The organism is Brevundimonas diminuta (assembly GCF_022654015.1).
GTDB classification, from domain to species: Bacteria; Pseudomonadota; Alphaproteobacteria; order Caulobacterales; family Caulobacteraceae; genus Brevundimonas; species Brevundimonas diminuta_C.
Genome location: NZ_CP073063.1, coordinates 2,114,974 through 2,131,199 on the forward strand (window position 1 = coordinate 2,114,974; position 16,226 = coordinate 2,131,199).

The 16,226-nt window shown below is 64.5% G+C and carries 20 protein-coding genes and 1 other RNA gene; 10 read left to right on the top strand and 11 right to left on the bottom strand.

Features of this window, described 5'->3' with window-relative positions:
• Window positions 1–98 precede the first annotated feature (98 nt).
• From miaA to KAK88_RS10525, 3 genes are all read left to right on the top strand, one after another.
• On the top strand, window positions 99–899 hold the full coding sequence (miaA, locus tag KAK88_RS10515; RefSeq protein ID WP_242078585.1) for a tRNA (adenosine(37)-N6)-dimethylallyltransferase MiaA: 801 nt from the start codon (window positions 99–101) through the stop codon (window positions 897–899).
• A 10-nt stretch (window positions 900–909) separates the two neighbouring features.
• Window positions 910–1,277: a transfer-messenger RNA gene (ssrA, locus tag KAK88_RS10520) on the top strand.
• Window positions 1,278–1,388: 111 nt separating this feature from the next.
• The gene (locus KAK88_RS10525; RefSeq protein ID WP_242076600.1) at window positions 1,389–1,862 is read left to right on the top strand and encodes an SspB family protein; all 474 of its coding nucleotides are present in this window, start codon (window positions 1,389–1,391) and stop codon (window positions 1,860–1,862) included.
• Between the two features lie 7 nt (window positions 1,863–1,869).
• Here KAK88_RS10525 and KAK88_RS10530 read toward each other — a convergent pair whose 3' ends face one another.
• Window positions 1,870–2,250 carry a RusA family crossover junction endodeoxyribonuclease gene (locus tag KAK88_RS10530; protein ID WP_431307217.1) on the bottom strand — a complete coding sequence of 127 codons (381 nt, stop codon included), beginning with the start codon at window positions 2,248–2,250 and terminating at the stop codon, window positions 1,870–1,872.
• Window positions 2,226–2,879, bottom strand: coding sequence for a peptidylprolyl isomerase (locus KAK88_RS10535; protein ID WP_242076601.1), 654 nt, complete (start codon window positions 2,877–2,879; stop codon window positions 2,226–2,228). Before KAK88_RS10535 ends, KAK88_RS10530 begins: the two co-directional genes overlap by 25 nt.
• Before the next feature lie 61 nt (window positions 2,880–2,940).
• Between KAK88_RS10535 and fumC the strand changes: the two genes are divergently transcribed.
• Complete coding sequence (fumC, locus tag KAK88_RS10540) at window positions 2,941–4,332, top strand: class II fumarate hydratase (protein WP_242076602.1); 1,392 nt, start codon at window positions 2,941–2,943, stop codon at window positions 4,330–4,332.
• Between the two features lie 63 nt (window positions 4,333–4,395).
• Here the strand turns inward: fumC and KAK88_RS10545 are convergent, their stop codons facing one another.
• Both KAK88_RS10545 and KAK88_RS10550 read right to left on the bottom strand, forming a co-directional pair.
• Complete coding sequence (locus KAK88_RS10545) at window positions 4,396–4,782, bottom strand: YccF domain-containing protein (RefSeq protein WP_242076603.1); 387 nt, start codon at window positions 4,780–4,782, stop codon at window positions 4,396–4,398.
• 96 nt (window positions 4,783–4,878) lie between these two features.
• Entirely contained in the window at window positions 4,879–5,118 is a 240-nt protein-coding gene (locus KAK88_RS10550; protein ID WP_039243689.1) for a DUF2171 domain-containing protein, read from the bottom strand.
• 305 nt (window positions 5,119–5,423) lie between these two features.
• Between KAK88_RS10550 and KAK88_RS10555 the strand changes: the two genes are divergently transcribed.
• Window positions 5,424–6,527: a patatin-like phospholipase family protein gene (locus tag KAK88_RS10555; RefSeq protein ID WP_242076604.1), complete on the top strand. Its 1,104-nt coding sequence runs from the start codon at window positions 5,424–5,426 to the stop codon at window positions 6,525–6,527.
• Between the two features lie 2 nt (window positions 6,528–6,529).
• Complete coding sequence (locus KAK88_RS10560; protein ID WP_242076605.1) at window positions 6,530–6,718, top strand: DUF4169 family protein; 189 nt, start codon at window positions 6,530–6,532, stop codon at window positions 6,716–6,718.
• A gap of 4 nt (window positions 6,719–6,722) precedes the next feature.
• On the opposite strand, the gene KAK88_RS10565 is transcribed toward KAK88_RS10560, so the two are convergent.
• Entirely contained in the window at window positions 6,723–7,607 is an 885-nt protein-coding gene (locus KAK88_RS10565) for a DMT family transporter (RefSeq protein WP_242076606.1), read from the bottom strand.
• Between the two features lie 106 nt (window positions 7,608–7,713).
• On the opposite strand from KAK88_RS10565, the gene KAK88_RS10570 reads away from it, so the two are divergent.
• Together KAK88_RS10570 and KAK88_RS10575 are read left to right on the top strand one after the other, a co-directional pair.
• The gene (locus KAK88_RS10570) at window positions 7,714–8,121 is read left to right on the top strand and encodes a YbaY family lipoprotein (protein ID WP_242076607.1); all 408 of its coding nucleotides are present in this window, start codon (window positions 7,714–7,716) and stop codon (window positions 8,119–8,121) included.
• Window positions 8,118–8,342 (top strand): ribbon-helix-helix domain-containing protein, encoded by a 225-nt coding sequence (locus KAK88_RS10575; protein WP_039243685.1) that lies wholly within the window; start codon window positions 8,118–8,120, stop codon window positions 8,340–8,342. Before KAK88_RS10570 ends, KAK88_RS10575 begins: the two co-directional genes overlap by 4 nt.
• A 19-nt stretch (window positions 8,343–8,361) precedes the next feature.
• On the opposite strand, the gene KAK88_RS10580 is transcribed toward KAK88_RS10575, so the two are convergent.
• Window positions 8,362–8,577 (bottom strand): hypothetical protein, encoded by a 216-nt coding sequence (locus KAK88_RS10580; protein WP_242076608.1) that lies wholly within the window; start codon window positions 8,575–8,577, stop codon window positions 8,362–8,364.
• Between the two features lie 121 nt (window positions 8,578–8,698).
• Here KAK88_RS10580 and KAK88_RS10585 point away from each other — a divergent pair, with 121 nt between their 5' ends.
• Both KAK88_RS10585 and KAK88_RS10590 read left to right on the top strand, forming a co-directional pair.
• Entirely contained in the window at window positions 8,699–11,053 is a 2,355-nt protein-coding gene (locus tag KAK88_RS10585; RefSeq protein ID WP_242076609.1) for an ATP-dependent helicase, read from the top strand.
• 33 nt (window positions 11,054–11,086) lie between these two features.
• Window positions 11,087–11,269, top strand: a complete 183-nt coding sequence (locus KAK88_RS10590; RefSeq protein WP_026108366.1) for a DUF3606 domain-containing protein — start codon at window positions 11,087–11,089, stop codon at window positions 11,267–11,269.
• Window positions 11,270–11,330: 61 nt separating this feature from the next.
• On the opposite strand, the gene lpdA is transcribed toward KAK88_RS10590, so the two are convergent.
• The 5 genes from lpdA to KAK88_RS10615 are packed head-to-tail and all read right to left on the bottom strand — an operon-like array spanning window position 11,331 to window position 16,223.
• Window positions 11,331–12,737 (bottom strand): dihydrolipoyl dehydrogenase, encoded by a 1,407-nt coding sequence (lpdA, locus tag KAK88_RS10595; protein ID WP_242076610.1) that lies wholly within the window; start codon window positions 12,735–12,737, stop codon window positions 11,331–11,333.
• Window positions 12,737–13,216, bottom strand: coding sequence for a glutathione peroxidase (locus KAK88_RS10600; protein ID WP_242076611.1), 480 nt, complete (start codon window positions 13,214–13,216; stop codon window positions 12,737–12,739). Before KAK88_RS10600 ends, lpdA begins: the two co-directional genes overlap by 1 nt.
• A 15-nt stretch (window positions 13,217–13,231) precedes the next feature.
• A complete protein-coding gene (locus tag KAK88_RS10605; RefSeq protein WP_242076612.1) occupies window positions 13,232–14,530 on the bottom strand; it encodes a pyruvate dehydrogenase complex dihydrolipoamide acetyltransferase in 1,299 nt (432 codons plus the stop codon).
• Window positions 14,530–14,847, bottom strand: coding sequence for a DUF5076 domain-containing protein (locus tag KAK88_RS10610; RefSeq protein ID WP_242076613.1), 318 nt, complete (start codon window positions 14,845–14,847; stop codon window positions 14,530–14,532). Before KAK88_RS10610 ends, KAK88_RS10605 begins: the two co-directional genes overlap by 1 nt.
• Window positions 14,844–16,223, bottom strand: coding sequence for a pyruvate dehydrogenase complex E1 component subunit beta (locus KAK88_RS10615; RefSeq protein WP_242076614.1), 1,380 nt, complete (start codon window positions 16,221–16,223; stop codon window positions 14,844–14,846). The genes KAK88_RS10610 and KAK88_RS10615 overlap by 4 nt, the downstream gene beginning before the upstream one ends.
• Window positions 16,224–16,226: the final 3 nt, after the last annotated feature.

Genomic DNA, 16,226 nt, shown 5'->3' on the forward strand with positions numbered 1-16,226 from the left:
CTCGAACCCGTCCCGCGAGCCACGATTTGTCCCAGCCGCCCCCAATCACCCTGATCGCCGGCCCGACCGCCTCGGGCAAATCGGCGCTGGCGTTGAAGATGGCGCGCGAAACGGGCGCGGTGATCATCAACGCCGACAGCCAGCAGCTTTACGCCGACCTGCGCATCCTGACGGCCCGCCCGTCGATTGAAGATGAAGCGCAGGCCGATCATCGACTGTATGGCGTCGCCGACGCGGGGGACGCCTGGTCCGTGGGACGCTGGAGCCGCGCTGTCATGGCGTTGCTCGACGACATCCGTGACCAAGGCCGGCCTGCCATTCTGGTGGGCGGGACCGGCCTCTATTTCACCAGCCTGACACGCGGCCTGGCCAATATTCCTGCGGTGCCAAGCGCGGTGCGCGATCAGATGGATGCCGACTTCACGGCGCTCGGCGAGTCAGCTTTCCGCACGCGCCTAGCTCAGGTCGATCCCGAGGCGGCGCAAGCCATCGAACAGGGAGACCGCCAGCGACTGGTGCGAGCCATGAGCGTCTTCATCGCCAGCGGCCGCGCGTTGAGCGCCTGGAAGGCCAACACTCAACCCTTGTTGGCGCCGGGGTCATGGACCGGGTGGGTCAGGGAGCCCGAGCGTCAGCAACTCTATGCAAACTGCGACCAGCGCGTGGACCTGATGATCGATCAGGGAGCGATAGATGAAGTTCAAGCGCTTGTGGACCGTGGCTTGAGCCCCGCCCTGCCCGCCATGAAGGCGGTCGGAGTCAGAGAACTGGCCGCCTATCTGTCCGGTGATCTGGCGCGCGACGACGCGATCGCCGCTCTGAAACAAGCCACCCGCAACTACGCCAAACGTCAGTTGACGTGGTTTCGAAACCAGACGCCGGACTGGCGCCGCGCCTGAGTGCAATCCGGCGCTTGGAATGCCTCACAGCTGCGCCTATATTCGTCATGTCCGGTTTCGGCCGGACTATGGCGATAAACGCGCTTGTAATAAGCGGACCGGACCCGGGTGCGATTCCCGGCGGCTCCACCAACTCTCTCCCCGCGTTATCGGCGGAGGCAGCATGGGGCCGACTAGCATCGACGGACGTGTAAAGAGGATTGCTTTCGCTCGTCCTGGCCCACCGTATCGGGCCATTTTCTAACTGCGAACGATAACTTCGCTGGAGAAGTCGCTCTCGCCGCGTAATGCGGTTCGGGTGATTTCGAATCTTAAGTCCTAGGGGTTCAGATCCTTGGGCGGGGCCTGTCGGGAGCCTGGCAACAGAATCCCGGCGCTTTCCAAAAGATGATCGGGAGCCCGGCGTCAGAATCCCGGCGCTTTACCCTCATGACACCTTTCGCCTGCGGCCCCGCGCCGCTATCAGTCGCGCTCTGATGTGAGGTGACGATGAGCGACCAGGCCCCTCCGGTCGATGAGATGCGGTACGAACAGCTGGCGCAGGAAGCCCTGCGCGGCGTGATGCGCGCCGCGCTGGAACGCGTGCTGGCCGAGGGCCTGCCCGGCGCCCACCACTTCTACATCACCTTCAAGACACGCGCCGTCGGCGTCAGCGTGGCCCCTGACATTCTGGCGAAATATCCGGAAGAGATGACGGTCGTTCTGCAGCACCAGTATGACGACCTGCGCGTCGAGCCTGAGCGTTTCTCGGTCAAGCTGCGCTTCGGCGGCATGCCCAAGAGCCTTGTCATCCCCTATTCCGCGATCACGCGCTTCTACGATCCCAGCGTCCAATTCCTACTGCAGTTCGAAGACCCGCAGCTTCTGGACGAGGTCGAAGACGAGCCGCCCCCGCCCCAGGACATGCCGCCGATTTCGGACGGCCCGAAGGTCGTTTCGCTGGACCAGTTCCGCAAGAAATAAGCCGCAGTCAGTCCTTGCGCGGATAGGAGCGGATCAGAATCCGCTCCCTCTCGCCCTCGCGTCTTTCGACCAGCAGCCGCGCGACCTGGGCGTCGTCGTGGAACAGATAGCCCTTGATGGAATCGAGCAAGGCCTTGGCCAGGTTGTCGAGGTCCATCCACGGCGGCTCGCCGACATGCTCCATGCGGATTTCTACCACATGGTCGCCCCATGATGGTCTGGCTCCGCGCCATTCCTTGCGCATGAACTCATAGACCAGCGGCTTGTAGTATTTGGCCTGGGTCGTCAGGCCGTCGATAACGATCTCGACCGCATCGCCATCCTCGCGCGCCCTGACCTTGCCGGTCCCGATCCAGCCGGCGGTCAAGGTCGCATCGCTTTTATGCAGACGGTGGGCGCAGCATTCAGCAAGCGCGCGGAGCGGATCGCTACGGGCGGCGTAAGCTGCTCCTCCGAATTCGCGGGCATCCGCTGGATTCTGCGCGCGACATCCAGCCCTTCGACCACAGCGCCGAATGCGGCGAAGCCCTGCCCGTCAGGATTCCGCCCTCCGCCATAGTTCAGGCTCGGCGTATCTTGTGTGACGATGAAGAAGCTCGATGTGGCGCTGTCCGGTCCGTCCCGCGCCATGGACACCGCGCCGGCCGTATGGCGCAGGCCAGTGTCTCGTGTCCGTTCAAGAGTGATCGGCGGTCGCGACGCGTCGTCGCTGCCCCGTGGGGTCGCCGCCTGGATCACGTCGATGGGATAGCGGCTGGCGGTATTGGTTTCGCGGCTGACGGTTCTGAAGAACGTGCCCCCATCGTAATCACCCGTCACGACGTAACTGATGAAGTTGCATGTCGTGATCGGCGCAGAGGCCGCATCCAGCGCCAGCACGATCGTGCCGGCTGTCGTGTCGAGCGCCACGCGGGGCATTGTCGGTTCAGGCTGAACAGTCGCGCAGCCACCCAGCGCCGACAGCGTCGCCACGGCGATCAACCCTCGTCTCATATCCGCGCTCTTCTTGCCCTGCATAGCTCTCGTGCTACACCGCCGCGCAACCCATCGCCACGCCTGAGAGACGAGATTTACGCGCATGAGCAACGTCCGCACAGAGACCGACACCTTCGGCCCGATCGAAGTCGCCGCCGACCGCTACTGGGGCGCTCAGGCGCAGCGATCGCTGGGCAACTTCAAGATCGGCTGGGAGAAGCAGCCCCTGCCGGTCGTGCGCGCCCTGGGCATCGTCAAGCGTGCGGCCGCCGAGACTAATCGTGACCTGGGCAAGCTGGATCCGGCCCTGGCCGACGCTATCATCGAGGCCGCCAATGAGGTTATCGAAGGCAAGCTGAACGACCACTTCCCGCTGGTGGTCTGGCAGACGGGTTCGGGCACCCAGTCAAACATGAACGCCAATGAGGTGATCTCCAACCGCGCGATCGAGATTCTGGGCGGAGAGATGGGCTCCAAAAAGCCGGTCCACCCCAACGACCACGTCAACATGAGCCAGTCGTCCAACGACACCTATCCCACGGCCATGCACGTCGCCTGCGCCGAACAGGTGGTCAATGACCTGATCCCGGCGTTGAAACATCTGCACGCCGCCCTGGACGCCAAGGCCAAGGCCTGGGCCCACATCATCAAGATCGGCCGCACCCATACCCAGGACGCCACGCCCCTGACGCTGGGTCAGGAGTTCGGCGGCTATGCGCAGCAGGTCGAGAACGGCATCAAGCGCATCGAACAGACACTGCCGGCCCTGATGGAGCTGGCGCAGGGCGGCACCGCCGTCGGCACCGGCCTGAACGCGCCCATCGGCTTCGCCGAGAAGGTTGCGGCCCAGATCGCCGAGATCACCGGCCTGCCCTTCACCACGGCGCCGAACAAGTTCGAGGCCCTGGCTGCCCACGATGCCATGGTCTTCAGCCACGGCGCCATCAATACGGTCGCCGCCAGCCTGTTCAAAATCGCCAACGACATCCGATTCCTGGGTTCCGGCCCGCGTTCGGGTCTGGGCGAACTGGCGCTGCCGGAAAACGAGCCGGGCTCGTCGATCATGCCGGGCAAGGTCAATCCGACACAGTGCGAAGCGCTGACGCAGGTCTGCGTCCAGGTGTTTGGCAACAACGCCGCCCTGACCTTCGCCGGATCGCAAGGTCATTTCGAGCTGAACGTCTACAATCCCGTGATGGCCTACAACTTCCTGCAGTCGGTGCGCCTGGTCGCCGACGCGGCTATCAGCTTCACCGACAACTGCGTCGTCGGCATCGAGGCGCGCGAGGACAATATCGCGCGCGGCCTGAACAACTCGCTAATGCTGGTCACCGCCCTGAACGGCAAGCTGGGCTATGACCTGTGCGCCAAGATCGCCAAGACCGCGCACAAGAACGGCACCACCCTGCGCGAAGAAGCTGTCGGCGGCGGCTATTTGACGGACGCCGAGTTCGATGAAGCCGTGCGGCCGGAAAAGATGATCTCGCCGGACTGATCCCATCCAAGATCGGGGCTTTCGAAACGCCGACGTCGTCTGACGTCGGCGTTTTAGTTTGGGTCAGGCCTTGTCGCGGATGGTGCGCCCGACCGGCGCCAGCGCCAGCTTGGCCAGTTCGAGATCCTTCAGCGCGAACGGAATGCCGATGATGGAGATGAACTCCGCCACGGCGATGATCAAATGTGTCAGGGCGATGTACCAGCCGGCCACGACGAACCAGACGATGTTCAACATAACGCCGACACAGCCAGCGACAGGATGCGTGTCCTGCCACACGATCTCGCGGCCGAAGGGCCAGAACGAATAACTGGCGATGCGCCACGCCGCGAACGTCCATGGCAGGCCGACGACGGTCAGCGCCAGGATCGCGCCGCCCAGCAGCCACAGCAGGCCGGAAATCCAGCCGCCGAAGATGAGCCAAAGGATATTCAGGATCAGGCGTATCAAGACAGGCTCCAATGTCGCCCAATGCGACCTACCTCAGATAAGCAAAAGGCCCCGCCTGTGCAGCGGGGCCTTTATTAAATCGGCGTCAGGTCGGCCTTAGTGCGGCTTCTCGGTCCAGCGCGCCTTGGCGTCGTCTTGGGTCAGGCTCAGATGCACGTGCTTGTCATCGACCCGTTCGACCCAGCTGACCGGGATCATGTGGTGCTTGAAGCCGCCGGCGAAATCCAGCTTCGCCAGTTCGATCTGGTCGCCCAGGACGTGATCGACCCGACCCACGTGACCGCCGTCCGAGCCTACGACTTCGAGGTGTTCCTTGATGAGCGAAACGTCGACCATGTGTATCTCCAGCAGTTGGTTTGTCCTGCCGATGAGAACACCCCCGGCCTGCGACGGTTTCAAACGGCGACGCTTGTTCATCGCCTTGATGACAGGATTGGCTAGGACGCGGTAAAAGCCGGCGTTCACACTGAACCGGAACTCAAGACATGCGGCGGATTGGATCAGGCCTGTTAGGCGTCCTCATGGCCTTGGCCTTGTCGGCGTGTGGAACCCTAGATCGCCCGACTGGCCCTCTTCGGATTACCGACGGCACGCTCGTCAAGGCGGAAGATCCTCGCATCCGCGCCAGTGACAGTGCGCGTTTGCAGGCCTTCACCCAGGAAATTGGTCAGCGACTTCGGCCCGACAAACCAACCTCGATCCTGGCGCTGTCCGGCGGCGGCGCAAACGGAGCCTACGGGGCCGGGCTTCTGGTCGGCTGGACCGAACAGGGCGATCGCCCTGCGTTCGACGTGGTCACCGGCGTCAGCACCGGGGCGCTTGCCGCGCCGTTCGCCTTTCTGGGATCGGATTGGGACGACGAACTTCAGCACGCCTACACCAGCGGCGCCGCCAGCAATTTGCTGAGCTGGCGCAGTTTCGCCGCCTTCCTGAACCCGAGCCTGTTCTCGTCACAGGTCCTGCGCAATCTGGTGGACGAGAACGTCACCCCTGAACTGATGCAGGCCGTCGCGCGCGAGCACGCCAAGGGCAGACGCCTGCTGGTGGCGACGACCGATCTGGACAGCGAGGAAACCGTCATTTGGGACATGGGCCTTTTGGCGACCCAGGGCGACGAGAATGCCCGAGAGCTGTTCAAGGAGGTGCTGGTCGCCTCGGCCAGTATTCCCGGCGTCTTTCCTCCGGTTCTGATCGCCGGGCTTCAGGACGACGACAAGCTGGTTCTGGAAATGCACGTCGATGGCGGCGTCAACACGCCGTTCCTGGCCATCCCTGAGGACCTGATGCTCTGGACGCGCCCAAAGGAAGAAGGCCGCGTCGGCGCCCTCTATGTCATCGTCAACGGTCAGGTTGGCCGCAACGACGGGGTCACGCCCGGCCGGCTGTCGGGGATCCTGGCGCGGACCTATGACAGCATGAGCAAATCGTCGCTGCGCATCCATTTGGCGGTGACGGCGGCGTTTGCACGGCGCAATGGGCTGGACATGGCGCTGTCGGCCATTCCAGACAATGTCGCCGCCTCCAGCCTGAAGTTCGATCAGGAGACGATGAGCGCCATGTTCGAACTGGGTCGCCAGCGCGGACGCGGCGCCGATGCCTGGACACGGCTGGGCGAGCGCCCGGCGGACCAGCCCTTCATCCCCCAGACGACGATTTCGGATTCTCAAGTGCCGGCGGTGCTGGCGCCTGAGCCCTCGGCCAAACCGTCGGCCGATGCGCCCCCCGCTGACAAGCCCACGTCGTAGTCATGGGCGAGATCATCAATCTGAACCGGGCGCGAAAGGCCCGCGCCAAGGCCGAGGACAAGGCGCTGGCTGCCGCCAACCGCGCGGCGCACGGACGCTCCAAGGCCGAAAAGACCCTGTCCGCTCTTGAGCGTCATCGCGCTGAGAAGCAGTTGGACGGTCAGCAGCTGGAGCCGAAATCCGACGACTGACGGCTCAGGACTTGGGCGCGCGGATCAGCATGACCTGCCCCGCCAGCACGAGCGCCAGCCCGACCAGGGCGCTCCAGCCGAACCGCGCGCCCTCGAACATCACCGACACCAGCATGGCGATGGGCGGCGTCAGAGCCGAGATGTAGCTGGCCAGGGCATAGCCGCGTTGACGCGCGATTGTGAAATATAGCCCGAACGCGATCACCGACCCGAACAGCGACAGATAGAGCAGCGACAGGACATAATGCGGCGTCGGCTCGATCCGCCACGTCACGCCGGTCGCCATGCCGTACAGCGCCAACATGCCTGTGCCATAAGCCATCGCCCAGGAGGTGGCGGCCATGACGGGCGCGCCCGCCTGCTGGCCTTTCCAGGCGAACCAGTTGCCGAGCGCCGAAGCCAGTACAGCGGTCAGGGCGAAGATGACGCCCAGCCCCGGATTGAGGCCGGCGCCCGCCGCCGTGATCTGGCCGTAGGACAAGACCCCGACGCCCATGACGCCCAGAACTGCGCCGATCCAAGCGGCCGGGGCCGCCTTCTGTCCGCCCAGCAGCCGAAACAGGATCAGGTTCACAAAGGCCAGGGCGGCGAAGATCACCGCGACAACAGCCGACGCCACCTGCCCCTCCGCCGCATAGACGAAGCCATAGCTGACCGCGAAAACGAAGGCGCCCTGTCCGATGGCGGCCAGATGCTGGCTGCGCGTCAGATGCAGCGGCCGTCGCGTCACGGCGCAGAAGACAAAGAGGACCGCCGACGCCAGACCAAACCGCCAGACGATGGAGACGATGGAATCAACTGGCCCCAGCTGCAGGGTGATCGCGTACCAGGTCGTGCCCCAGATCAGGGCGCAGATGGCGATCGCGACGATCGCAAAGGGGCGGCTCAAGGGTTGACCTCCGGCGGTGGATGGCCCGCATAACATGCTCTGACGCCACGCGCCCTCACGTCTTGCGCCTGACTGTGACACACTGGGCGCCGCGAAGGAGATCGCCATGCGAAACGCCCCCCTCATCCTGCCCGCCGCCCTGGTCCTGGCGGCCTGCGCCGCCACGCCGGACATGACGACCGGAACGACGGTCGTAACCGTGACCGCCACCTATCGCGAACGGATCATGCTGCCGCCCGGCCATGTCCTGACTGTCAGGGTTGAGGATGTCAGTCTGGCCGACGCGCCTGCCAAGGTGCTCGCCGAGACCAGCGAGCCGCTGACCGGCGCCCCGCCCTATCGCGTCACTCTGGGCTTTCCCACGTCTCAGATCGATCCGCAGCACACCTACGCCGAGCGCGCCGAGGTTCGCGACGCGACCGGCGCCTTGGTCTTTGTCACAGACACTCGCCAAGCGATCCTGACAAACGGCGCGCCGGCGTCGGCCGAGATCGTGCTGAAGTCCGCGCGTTGAGCAGCCTTACCAAACGTTCGGTCGCGCTCGCCGGCCATGCCACTTCGGTGGCGCTGGAGCCGGAGTTCTGGGCCGTGCTGGACAGAATCGCGGCTGCCCGCAGCCTCAGCAAGGCGCAGCTTCTGGCTGAAATCGACGCCGGTCGCGGCCGACGTCCGCTCGCCTCCGCCTGTCGCCTGTTGGCGCTGGACTGGGTGGCGGATCATGGACGTCAAACGTGAGCGGCGCCTGGAAGATCGGCTAGTCGCCGCGGCCGCGCCTGCCTTGGTCGTCTATTGCTTCCGATCGACTGATCAACTGCACCTCATCTGATGGGGCGTCGCCCGTTTCGACGACCGCCACCCATATCGCCATGATGGCGAACATCGCGGTCATGCCCAAGGCAAAGGCGATCCAGCCCGCCCGTCCGTTCGGCTTGCGGCGCGTCGGCCCTTGCTGGTGATCGTCGTGCTGCATTGCAGCTAGGAACCGACCCTCGCCCGCACGGTTCCGTGCATTCGTCATACGCGGCCCTGACTTTGTCGCGCGGTCACCTTATGTTCCGGTTCGATTCTGACTGACGGATAGTTTTGCGCCTGTGACTGATCTTCCCGCCCCCCGCATTTCCGACCTCGCGCGCGCTCGTGCGCCCGAGGGCGAGGCGCCGCGCGATTATCTAAAGGGGCTGAACCCGGAGCAGCGCGAGGCGGTCGAGACGACCGAGGGCCCCGTGCTTGTGCTGGCGGGCGCGGGCACGGGCAAGACCCGCGTCCTGACGACACGACTGGCGCACATTCTGGCGACAGGCCAAGCCAAGCCGTGGGAGCTGCTGGCTGTCACATTCACCAACAAGGCTGCGCGCGAAATGCGCGAGCGCATCACCCATTTGATCGGGCCCTCGGCTGAAGGGCTTCGCTGGCTCGGCACCTTCCACTCGATCGCCGCCCAGATCCTGCGTCGCCACGCCGAACTGGTCGGGCTGAAATCCAGCTTCACCATCCTGGACACCGATGACCAGGAGCGGGTGCTGAAACAGCTGCTGGAAGCGGCCAACATCGACACCAAACGCTGGACGCCCAAGTCGCTGTCCGGCCTGATCGACCATTGGAAAAACCGGGGCTGGACGCCGGACAAGCTGCCGCCGGGCGAGGACTTCGCCAACGGCAAGGGCCAGGGTCTGTACGCCGCCTATCAGGCGCGCTTGCGCAGCCTGAACGCCTGCGACTTCGGCGACCTGTTGCTGCACAACATCACCATTCTGTCGCAGCATGCGGACCTGGCTGAGGAATATCGCCGTCGCTTTCGCTACATCCTGGTGGACGAATATCAGGACACCAACGTCGCCCAGTATCTGTGGCTGCGGTTGTTGACGGCCTCGACCGGCAACGTCTGCTGCGTCGGCGACGACGACCAATCGATCTATGGCTGGCGCGGGGCCGAGGTGGACAACATCCTGCGCTTCGAGCGGGATTTCCCCGGCGCCAAGATCGTAAAGCTGGAGCGCAACTACCGCTCGACCAGTCATATCCTGGGCGCGGCGTCCGGCCTGATCGCCGCCAACCGCGACCGTCTGGGCAAGACCCTGTGGACCGAGGACGACAGCGGCGACAAGGTGCGCGTGCGCGGCGTCTGGGACGGCGAGGCCGAGGCCCGGCTGATCGCCGACGAGATCGAGACCGCGCGGCGTCCCCACGCTGGCGAGCCGGGCCTGAAATATAAAGACATGGCCATTCTGGTCCGCGCCTCGTTCCAGATGCGGGCATTTGAGGAACGGCTGGTCATGCTGGCCATTCCCTACACCGTCATCGGCGGGCCGCGCTTCTTCGAGCGCGCCGAGATTCGCGACGCCCACGCCTATCTGCGCCTGATCCTGTCGGAAGACGACGACCTCGCCTTCGAGCGGATCGTCAATGTGCCCAAACGCGGCATAGGCGACACCAGCGTGCAGAAGATCCTGCACCTGGCCCGCCAGCACGACCTGTCGGCCCTGACGGCTGTGCGGGGCCTGATCAATACCGACGAGCTTCAGGCCCGCACCCGCACCGCCCTGTCCAACTTCGTGCGCGACATCGACCGCTGGCGCCAACTATCCGAGACCACGCCCCACTGGCAGGTCATGGAGACGGTGCTGGAGGAGAGCGGCTATACCGACATGCAGAAGGCCGACCGCACCAGCGGCCAGACGCGGTTGGAGAACCTGCGGGAACTGACCCAGTCGATGCAGCAGTTCGAGACGCTGCAAGCCTATCTGGAGCACGTCTCTCTGGTGATGGATCTGGAGCGCGCGACCAGCGATGATCTCAATGGCGACGGCGCGGTGCAGATCATGACCCTGCACGGCGCCAAGGGGCTGGAGTTCCCGCTGGTCTTCCTGCCGGGTTGGGAGGAAGGCGTCTTCCCCAGCCAGCGCAGCATTGATGAGAAGGGCGAAAAAGGCCTCGAGGAGGAACGCCGCCTGGCCTATGTCGGCGTCACACGCGCCAAGCAGGACGCGCGTATCTCCTTCGCCGCCAATCGTTTGGTCTATGGACGTTGGACTTCGCAACTGCCCAGCCGCTTCGTCGACGAACTGCCCATCGCTCACGTCGATCCCCAATCGGACACCGGCTATTACGGCGCTTCGACCGGCATGAAGGAGGCCAAGAGCCGCTGGGACGACGCGCCATCGTTCGGCAGCGGCTATTCCTCCCCCGGCTGGAAACGCGCCCAATCCTTCACCGCCGCCCAGACCCCGGCCAAGATTCCGGCGCGCAAGGCCGTCATCGAGGGCGACGGCCGCCTGATCGCCACCGCCGACCCCAAATCCAGCTCAGGCTGGAAAAAGGGCGAACGCGTCTTCCACCAGAAGTTCGGCTACGGAAACGTGCGCGTCATCGAGGGCAACAAACTGCTGGTCGAGTTTGAAAAGGCCGGGGAGAAGCGTGTGATCGACAGCTTTGTCGAGAAGGCCTAATTCGGCGCTTTAACACAACAAACGGAGCCGACCATGGCGGGCCTCAAGGACAAGCGCGGCTTCATCGACAAGGACCGGATCGACCTGACCGAGCGTCAGTCTGTCGAATACTGGATGAAGCGCTGGGGCGTCACCAAGGATCAGATCACCGCCGCCCACCGCAAGGTCGGTCGCATGACCAAAGATATCGCGGCGGAATTGGGCAAGAAGCGCTGACGCCGCCTGCCTGAAACGAGAAACGGCCCCGGAGCACCCCGGGGCCGTTTCGGTCTCTGGCTTAGATGTGGATTACCCGCCCATAGGCGTCCAGCGCCGCCTCGTGCATGGCCTCCGACATGGTCGGGTGCGGATAGACGATCCCGTGGATGTCTTCCTCAGTCGCCTCCATGGTGATGGCGGTGACATAGCCCTGAATCATCTCGGTCACTTCATGACCGATCATGTGCGCCCCGATCAGGGCGCCGGTCTTGGCGTCGAAGATCACCTTGACGAAGCCGTCGGTGTCGCCCGAGGCGATCGCCTTTCCGTTCACGCGGAACGGGAAGCGGCCGATTTTCACTTCGCGCTTCTCGGCGCGCGCAGCCTGTTCGGTAACGCCGACCGAGGCCACCTGCGGCTGGGCATAGGTGCAGCCGGCGATGGGCGAATGGACGTTGGTGGTCTTGTAGCCGGCGATATGTTCGGCGGCGTGGATGCCTTCGTGCGACGCCTTATGCGCCAGCCAGGGCGCGCCGGCGCAGTCGCCGATGGCGTACAGACCCTTGACGTTGGTCTGGCAGTGGCCGTCGATCTTGACGTGGCCGCGGTCCATTTCCAAACCCAGGTCTTCCAGGCCGATGCCGTCGGTGTTGGCGGTGATGCCGACGGCCGAAATGCAGACCTCGGCCTCCAGGGTCTCGGCCTTGCCGCCAATCTCCACCGCGACCTTCACCCCTTTGGCGTCCTTGCTCACCTTGGTGACCTTGGCGCCCAGCTTGAACTTCATGCCGCGCTTTTCGAACGACTTCTGAGCGGCCTTAGAGACCTCTTCGTCCTCGACCGGCATGATGCGATCCACTGCCTCGACCACGATCACGTCACAGCCCAAGGCGCGATAGAAGCTGCCGAACTCGATGCCGATAGCGCCCGAACCGATCACGACGATCGACTTGGGCAGGAATTTCGGCGCCATGGCCTCGCGATAGGCCCAGATGCGATCGCCATCGGCTTCCAGTCCGATCTGCGGCAGGGCGCGGGCGCGGGCGCCGACGGCCAGCATAACCGACTTGGCCTCCAAGGCGCGCAAACCGCCCGCTTTCAGAGCGACCACGACCTTCGGCGCGGCGGCGCCCTTCTCCAGCTTGGCCGAACCCTCGATCACCTCGATCTTGTTCTTCTTCATCAGGAAGCCGACGCCCTGATTCAGCTGTTTGGCCACGCCGCGCGAGCGCTGGATGATGGCGTCGAAATCGAACGACGCGCCGGACGCCGACAGCCCGTAGTCCTTTAGATGGCTCAGGCTCTCGAACTTCTCGCCCGACTTCAGCAGGGCCTTGGTGGGGATGCAGCCCCAGTTCAGGCAGATGCCGCCCAGGTTCTCGCGCTCGACGATGGCGACCTTCAGGCCCAACTGGCTGGCGCGAATGGCCGCGACATAACCGCCGGGGCCCGAGCCGATAACGACGAGATCGAATTCAGCAGCCATTAGATCAACTTCTCGATGTCGGCCTTGATGGCCTCGGGTTCAGTCTGCGGGACGTAGCGGGCAACCACCCTGCCCTCGCGGTCGGTCAGGAACTTGGTGAAGTTCCACTTGATGGCTTTGGAGCCCAGGAAGCCGCGCTTCTGTTCGGTCAACCAGGCGTAAAGCGGATGTCGGTTCGGTCCGTTGACCTCCACCTTATCGAACAGGGGAAAGGTCACGTCGAAACTGGTGGCGCAGAAGGCGGCGATTTCCGCCGCCTTGCCCGGCTCCTGCTCTCCGAACTGGTTGCAGGGAAAGCCCAACACCTCGAAGGGCTGATCAGCAAACGCGCGGTGCAGCTTTTCCAGACCGTCGTATTGGCCGGTGAAGCCGCACTTGGACGCCGTATTGACGATCAGCAACGCCTGACCGCGAAAGCGATCGAGCGAAACGTCCGTGCCGTCGATGGCGCGGGCGGAGAAGTCATAGACCGAGGTCATGACCTCACCCTCCCCTTAGGCCAGCATCGCGACGGGATCTTCGATCAGCGGCTTGAACGCCTGCAGGAAGCGGGCGCCGGTCGCGCCGTCCACCACGCGGTGATCGCAGGTCAGGGTCACGGTCATGACGGTGGCCGGCACGACCTGGCCGTTCTTGACGACCGCGCGTTGCTCGCCCGCGCCCACGCTCATGATGCAGCCCTGCGGCTCATTGATGATCGAGGTGAACTGCTTGATGCCGAACATCCCCAGGTTGGACACCGAGAAGGTGCCGCCCTGGAACTCTTCGGGCTTCAGCTTGCGGTCGCGGGCGCGCTTGGCCAGATCCTTGGACTCGGTCGCGATCTGCGCCAGACCCTTGGTTTCGGCCTTCTTGATGATCGGGGTGATGAGGCCGCCGTCGATCGCCACCGCCATGGAGACATCGGCGTTATGGTGCATGGCGATGCCTTCGGGCGTGTAGGAGGCGTTGGCCTCCGGCACCATCTTCAGGGCCAGGGCGGCGGCCTTGATGACGAAGTCATTGACCGAGACCTTGATCCCTTGCGGCTCCAGCATCTTGTTGACCTTGGCGCGCACGGCCATCAGCTGGTCGATCTCGCAATCGATGAACAGCGGGAAGTGAGGCACGTTCTGAACGCTGTCGACCATGCGACGCGCCACCGCCTTCTTCATGCCGTCCAGCGGGATCAGGTCGTAGCTGCCGTCCGGAATGCCCATCTGCGCCAGCGACTGCGCCTTGCGCGGCTCGGCTGCGGTCGCGGCGGGCGACGCGGATGCGGTCGCAGGTTGGGCCGACGCCTTGCCGGCGGCCTCGACGTCGCGCTTGACGATGCGACCATGCGGACCGGTGCCCTTGATCGACTTCAGATCGACGCCGTTCTGGGCGGCGATACGTCGAGCGAGCGGTGACGAGAAGATGCGATCTCCGCTGTCCGACTCCGGCGCGGCGGGCGCCGGAGCGGCAGGCGTGGCGGCCTTGGGCGCCTCGACCGCAGCCGGAGCGACCTCGGCCTTGGGGGCCTCTTCCGTCTTGGCGGCGGATTTTTCAGCCGGCTTGGGTGCGGCCGCGCCGCCCTCGTCCTTCAGGCGGGCGATGGGCGTATTGACCTTCACGCCTTCCGTGCCTTCAGCGACCAGGATGTCGGTGACTTCGCCCTCGTCCACGGCCTCGACTTCCATCGTCGCCTTGTCGGTTTCGATCTCGGCGATCACGTCTCCGGCGGAGACGACGTCCCCCACCTTGACGTGCCACTTGGCCAGAACGCCCTCCTCCATGGTCGGAGACAGGGCCGGCATCAGGATGTCAGTCATCAGGCGGTCCCCCCGGTTGGCGTAATCGGTTCGGCGACAGTGCGGACGTCGTTCGCCTTCACCACTTCGCTGAGACCTTCGAGGATGCGGTGGTAGGCCGCAGTTTCATCGTGTTGATGCCGCACGGCATAACCATGCGCCATATGTCGAGCCGCATAGGCCAGCAGCCGGCCGAACTGTATGGGATCGTTGAAGGCCGGTTTGACGGACATCACCGGCTCGTCCTTCGACCACCACATCCGAAGGACTTCGATGGCCTTAGGATCAGCAGCGACACTGTCTGGCGTCGTCAGCATGAACTCCGATGCCTCGGTCATGCGACCACCTGCTTCACGGCCGCAATGATCTTGTCCACGCCTGGCAGCGACAGCACTTCCAGGTTGGCGGCATAGGGCAGCGGCACGTCTTCCTGATGCACGCGCAGCGGCGGAGCATCCAGATAGTCGAAGGCGTGTTCGATGACGCGGGCCACGACCTCGGCGCCGACGCCCATCGGCCCCCAACCCTCTTCGGCCGAGACCAGACGGTTGGTCTTCTTGACGCTCTCGACGATGGTCTCGTGATCCAGCGGACGCAGGGTGCGCAAATCGATCACCTCGGCCTCGATACCCTCCTCCGCCAGCTTCTCGGCAGCCTGCAGGGCGAAGCCGACCATGCGGCTGTGGGCGGTGATGGTGACGTCCTTGCCTTCGCGACGGACCTTGGCCTTGCCGATCGGCAGGACGTAGTCCTCGACCTCCGGCACGTCGAACTCCAGCCCGTACATCATCTCGTGCTCGAGGAAGACGACGGGATTCGGGTCGCGGATGGCGGCTTTCAGCAGGCCTTTGGCGTCGGCCGCGTCATAGGGCGCGATGACCTTCAGACCCGGCACCTGAGCATACCAGGCCGAATAATCCTGGCTGTGCTGGGCGCCGACGCGCGAGGCGGCGCCGTTCGGACCGCGGAAGACGATAGGCGCGCGAATCTGACCGCCCGACATATAGAGCGTCTTGGCGGCCGAGTTGATGATGTGGTCGATCGCCTGCATGGCGAAGTTGAACGTCATGAACTCGACGATCGGCTTCAGGCCCGACATGGCCGCGCCCACGCCCAGGCCGGCGAAGCCGTGCTCGGTGATCGGGGTATCGACGACGCGCTGGTCGCCGAATTCCTGCAGCAGGTCGCGGCTGACCTTGTAGGCGCCCTGATACTGGGCGACTTCCTCGCCGATCAGGAAGACGCGGTCGTCGCGACGCATCTCTTCGGCCATGGCGTCACGCAGGGCGTCGCGCACGGTCGTCTTGACCAGTTTGGCGTCGGCCGGGATTTCCGGGTCCCGCAGCTCGACCTTGGGTGTCGCGGTCTGGGCCGGGGCCTTTTCGGGATCGCCGGTCTTGCCTTCGGTCGTCGCCTTGGGCGCCTCAGCTTCGCCCTTTGCGGATTCCGCCTTGGGCGCAGGCGTCGCTGCGCCGTCTTCGCCGGCCAGACGCGCGATCGGCGTGTTCACCTTCACGTTCTCGGAGCCCTCGGCGACCAGGATTTCCAGCACTTCGCCTTCATCCACGGCCTCGACTTCCATCGTCGCCTTGTCGGTTTCGATCTCGGCGATCACCTGGCCGGCCGACACGGTGTCGCCCGCCTTGATGTGCCATTTGGTCAGCGTGCCCTCTTCCATCGTGGGGGACAGCGCCGGCATCAGAATGTCGGTCACGGA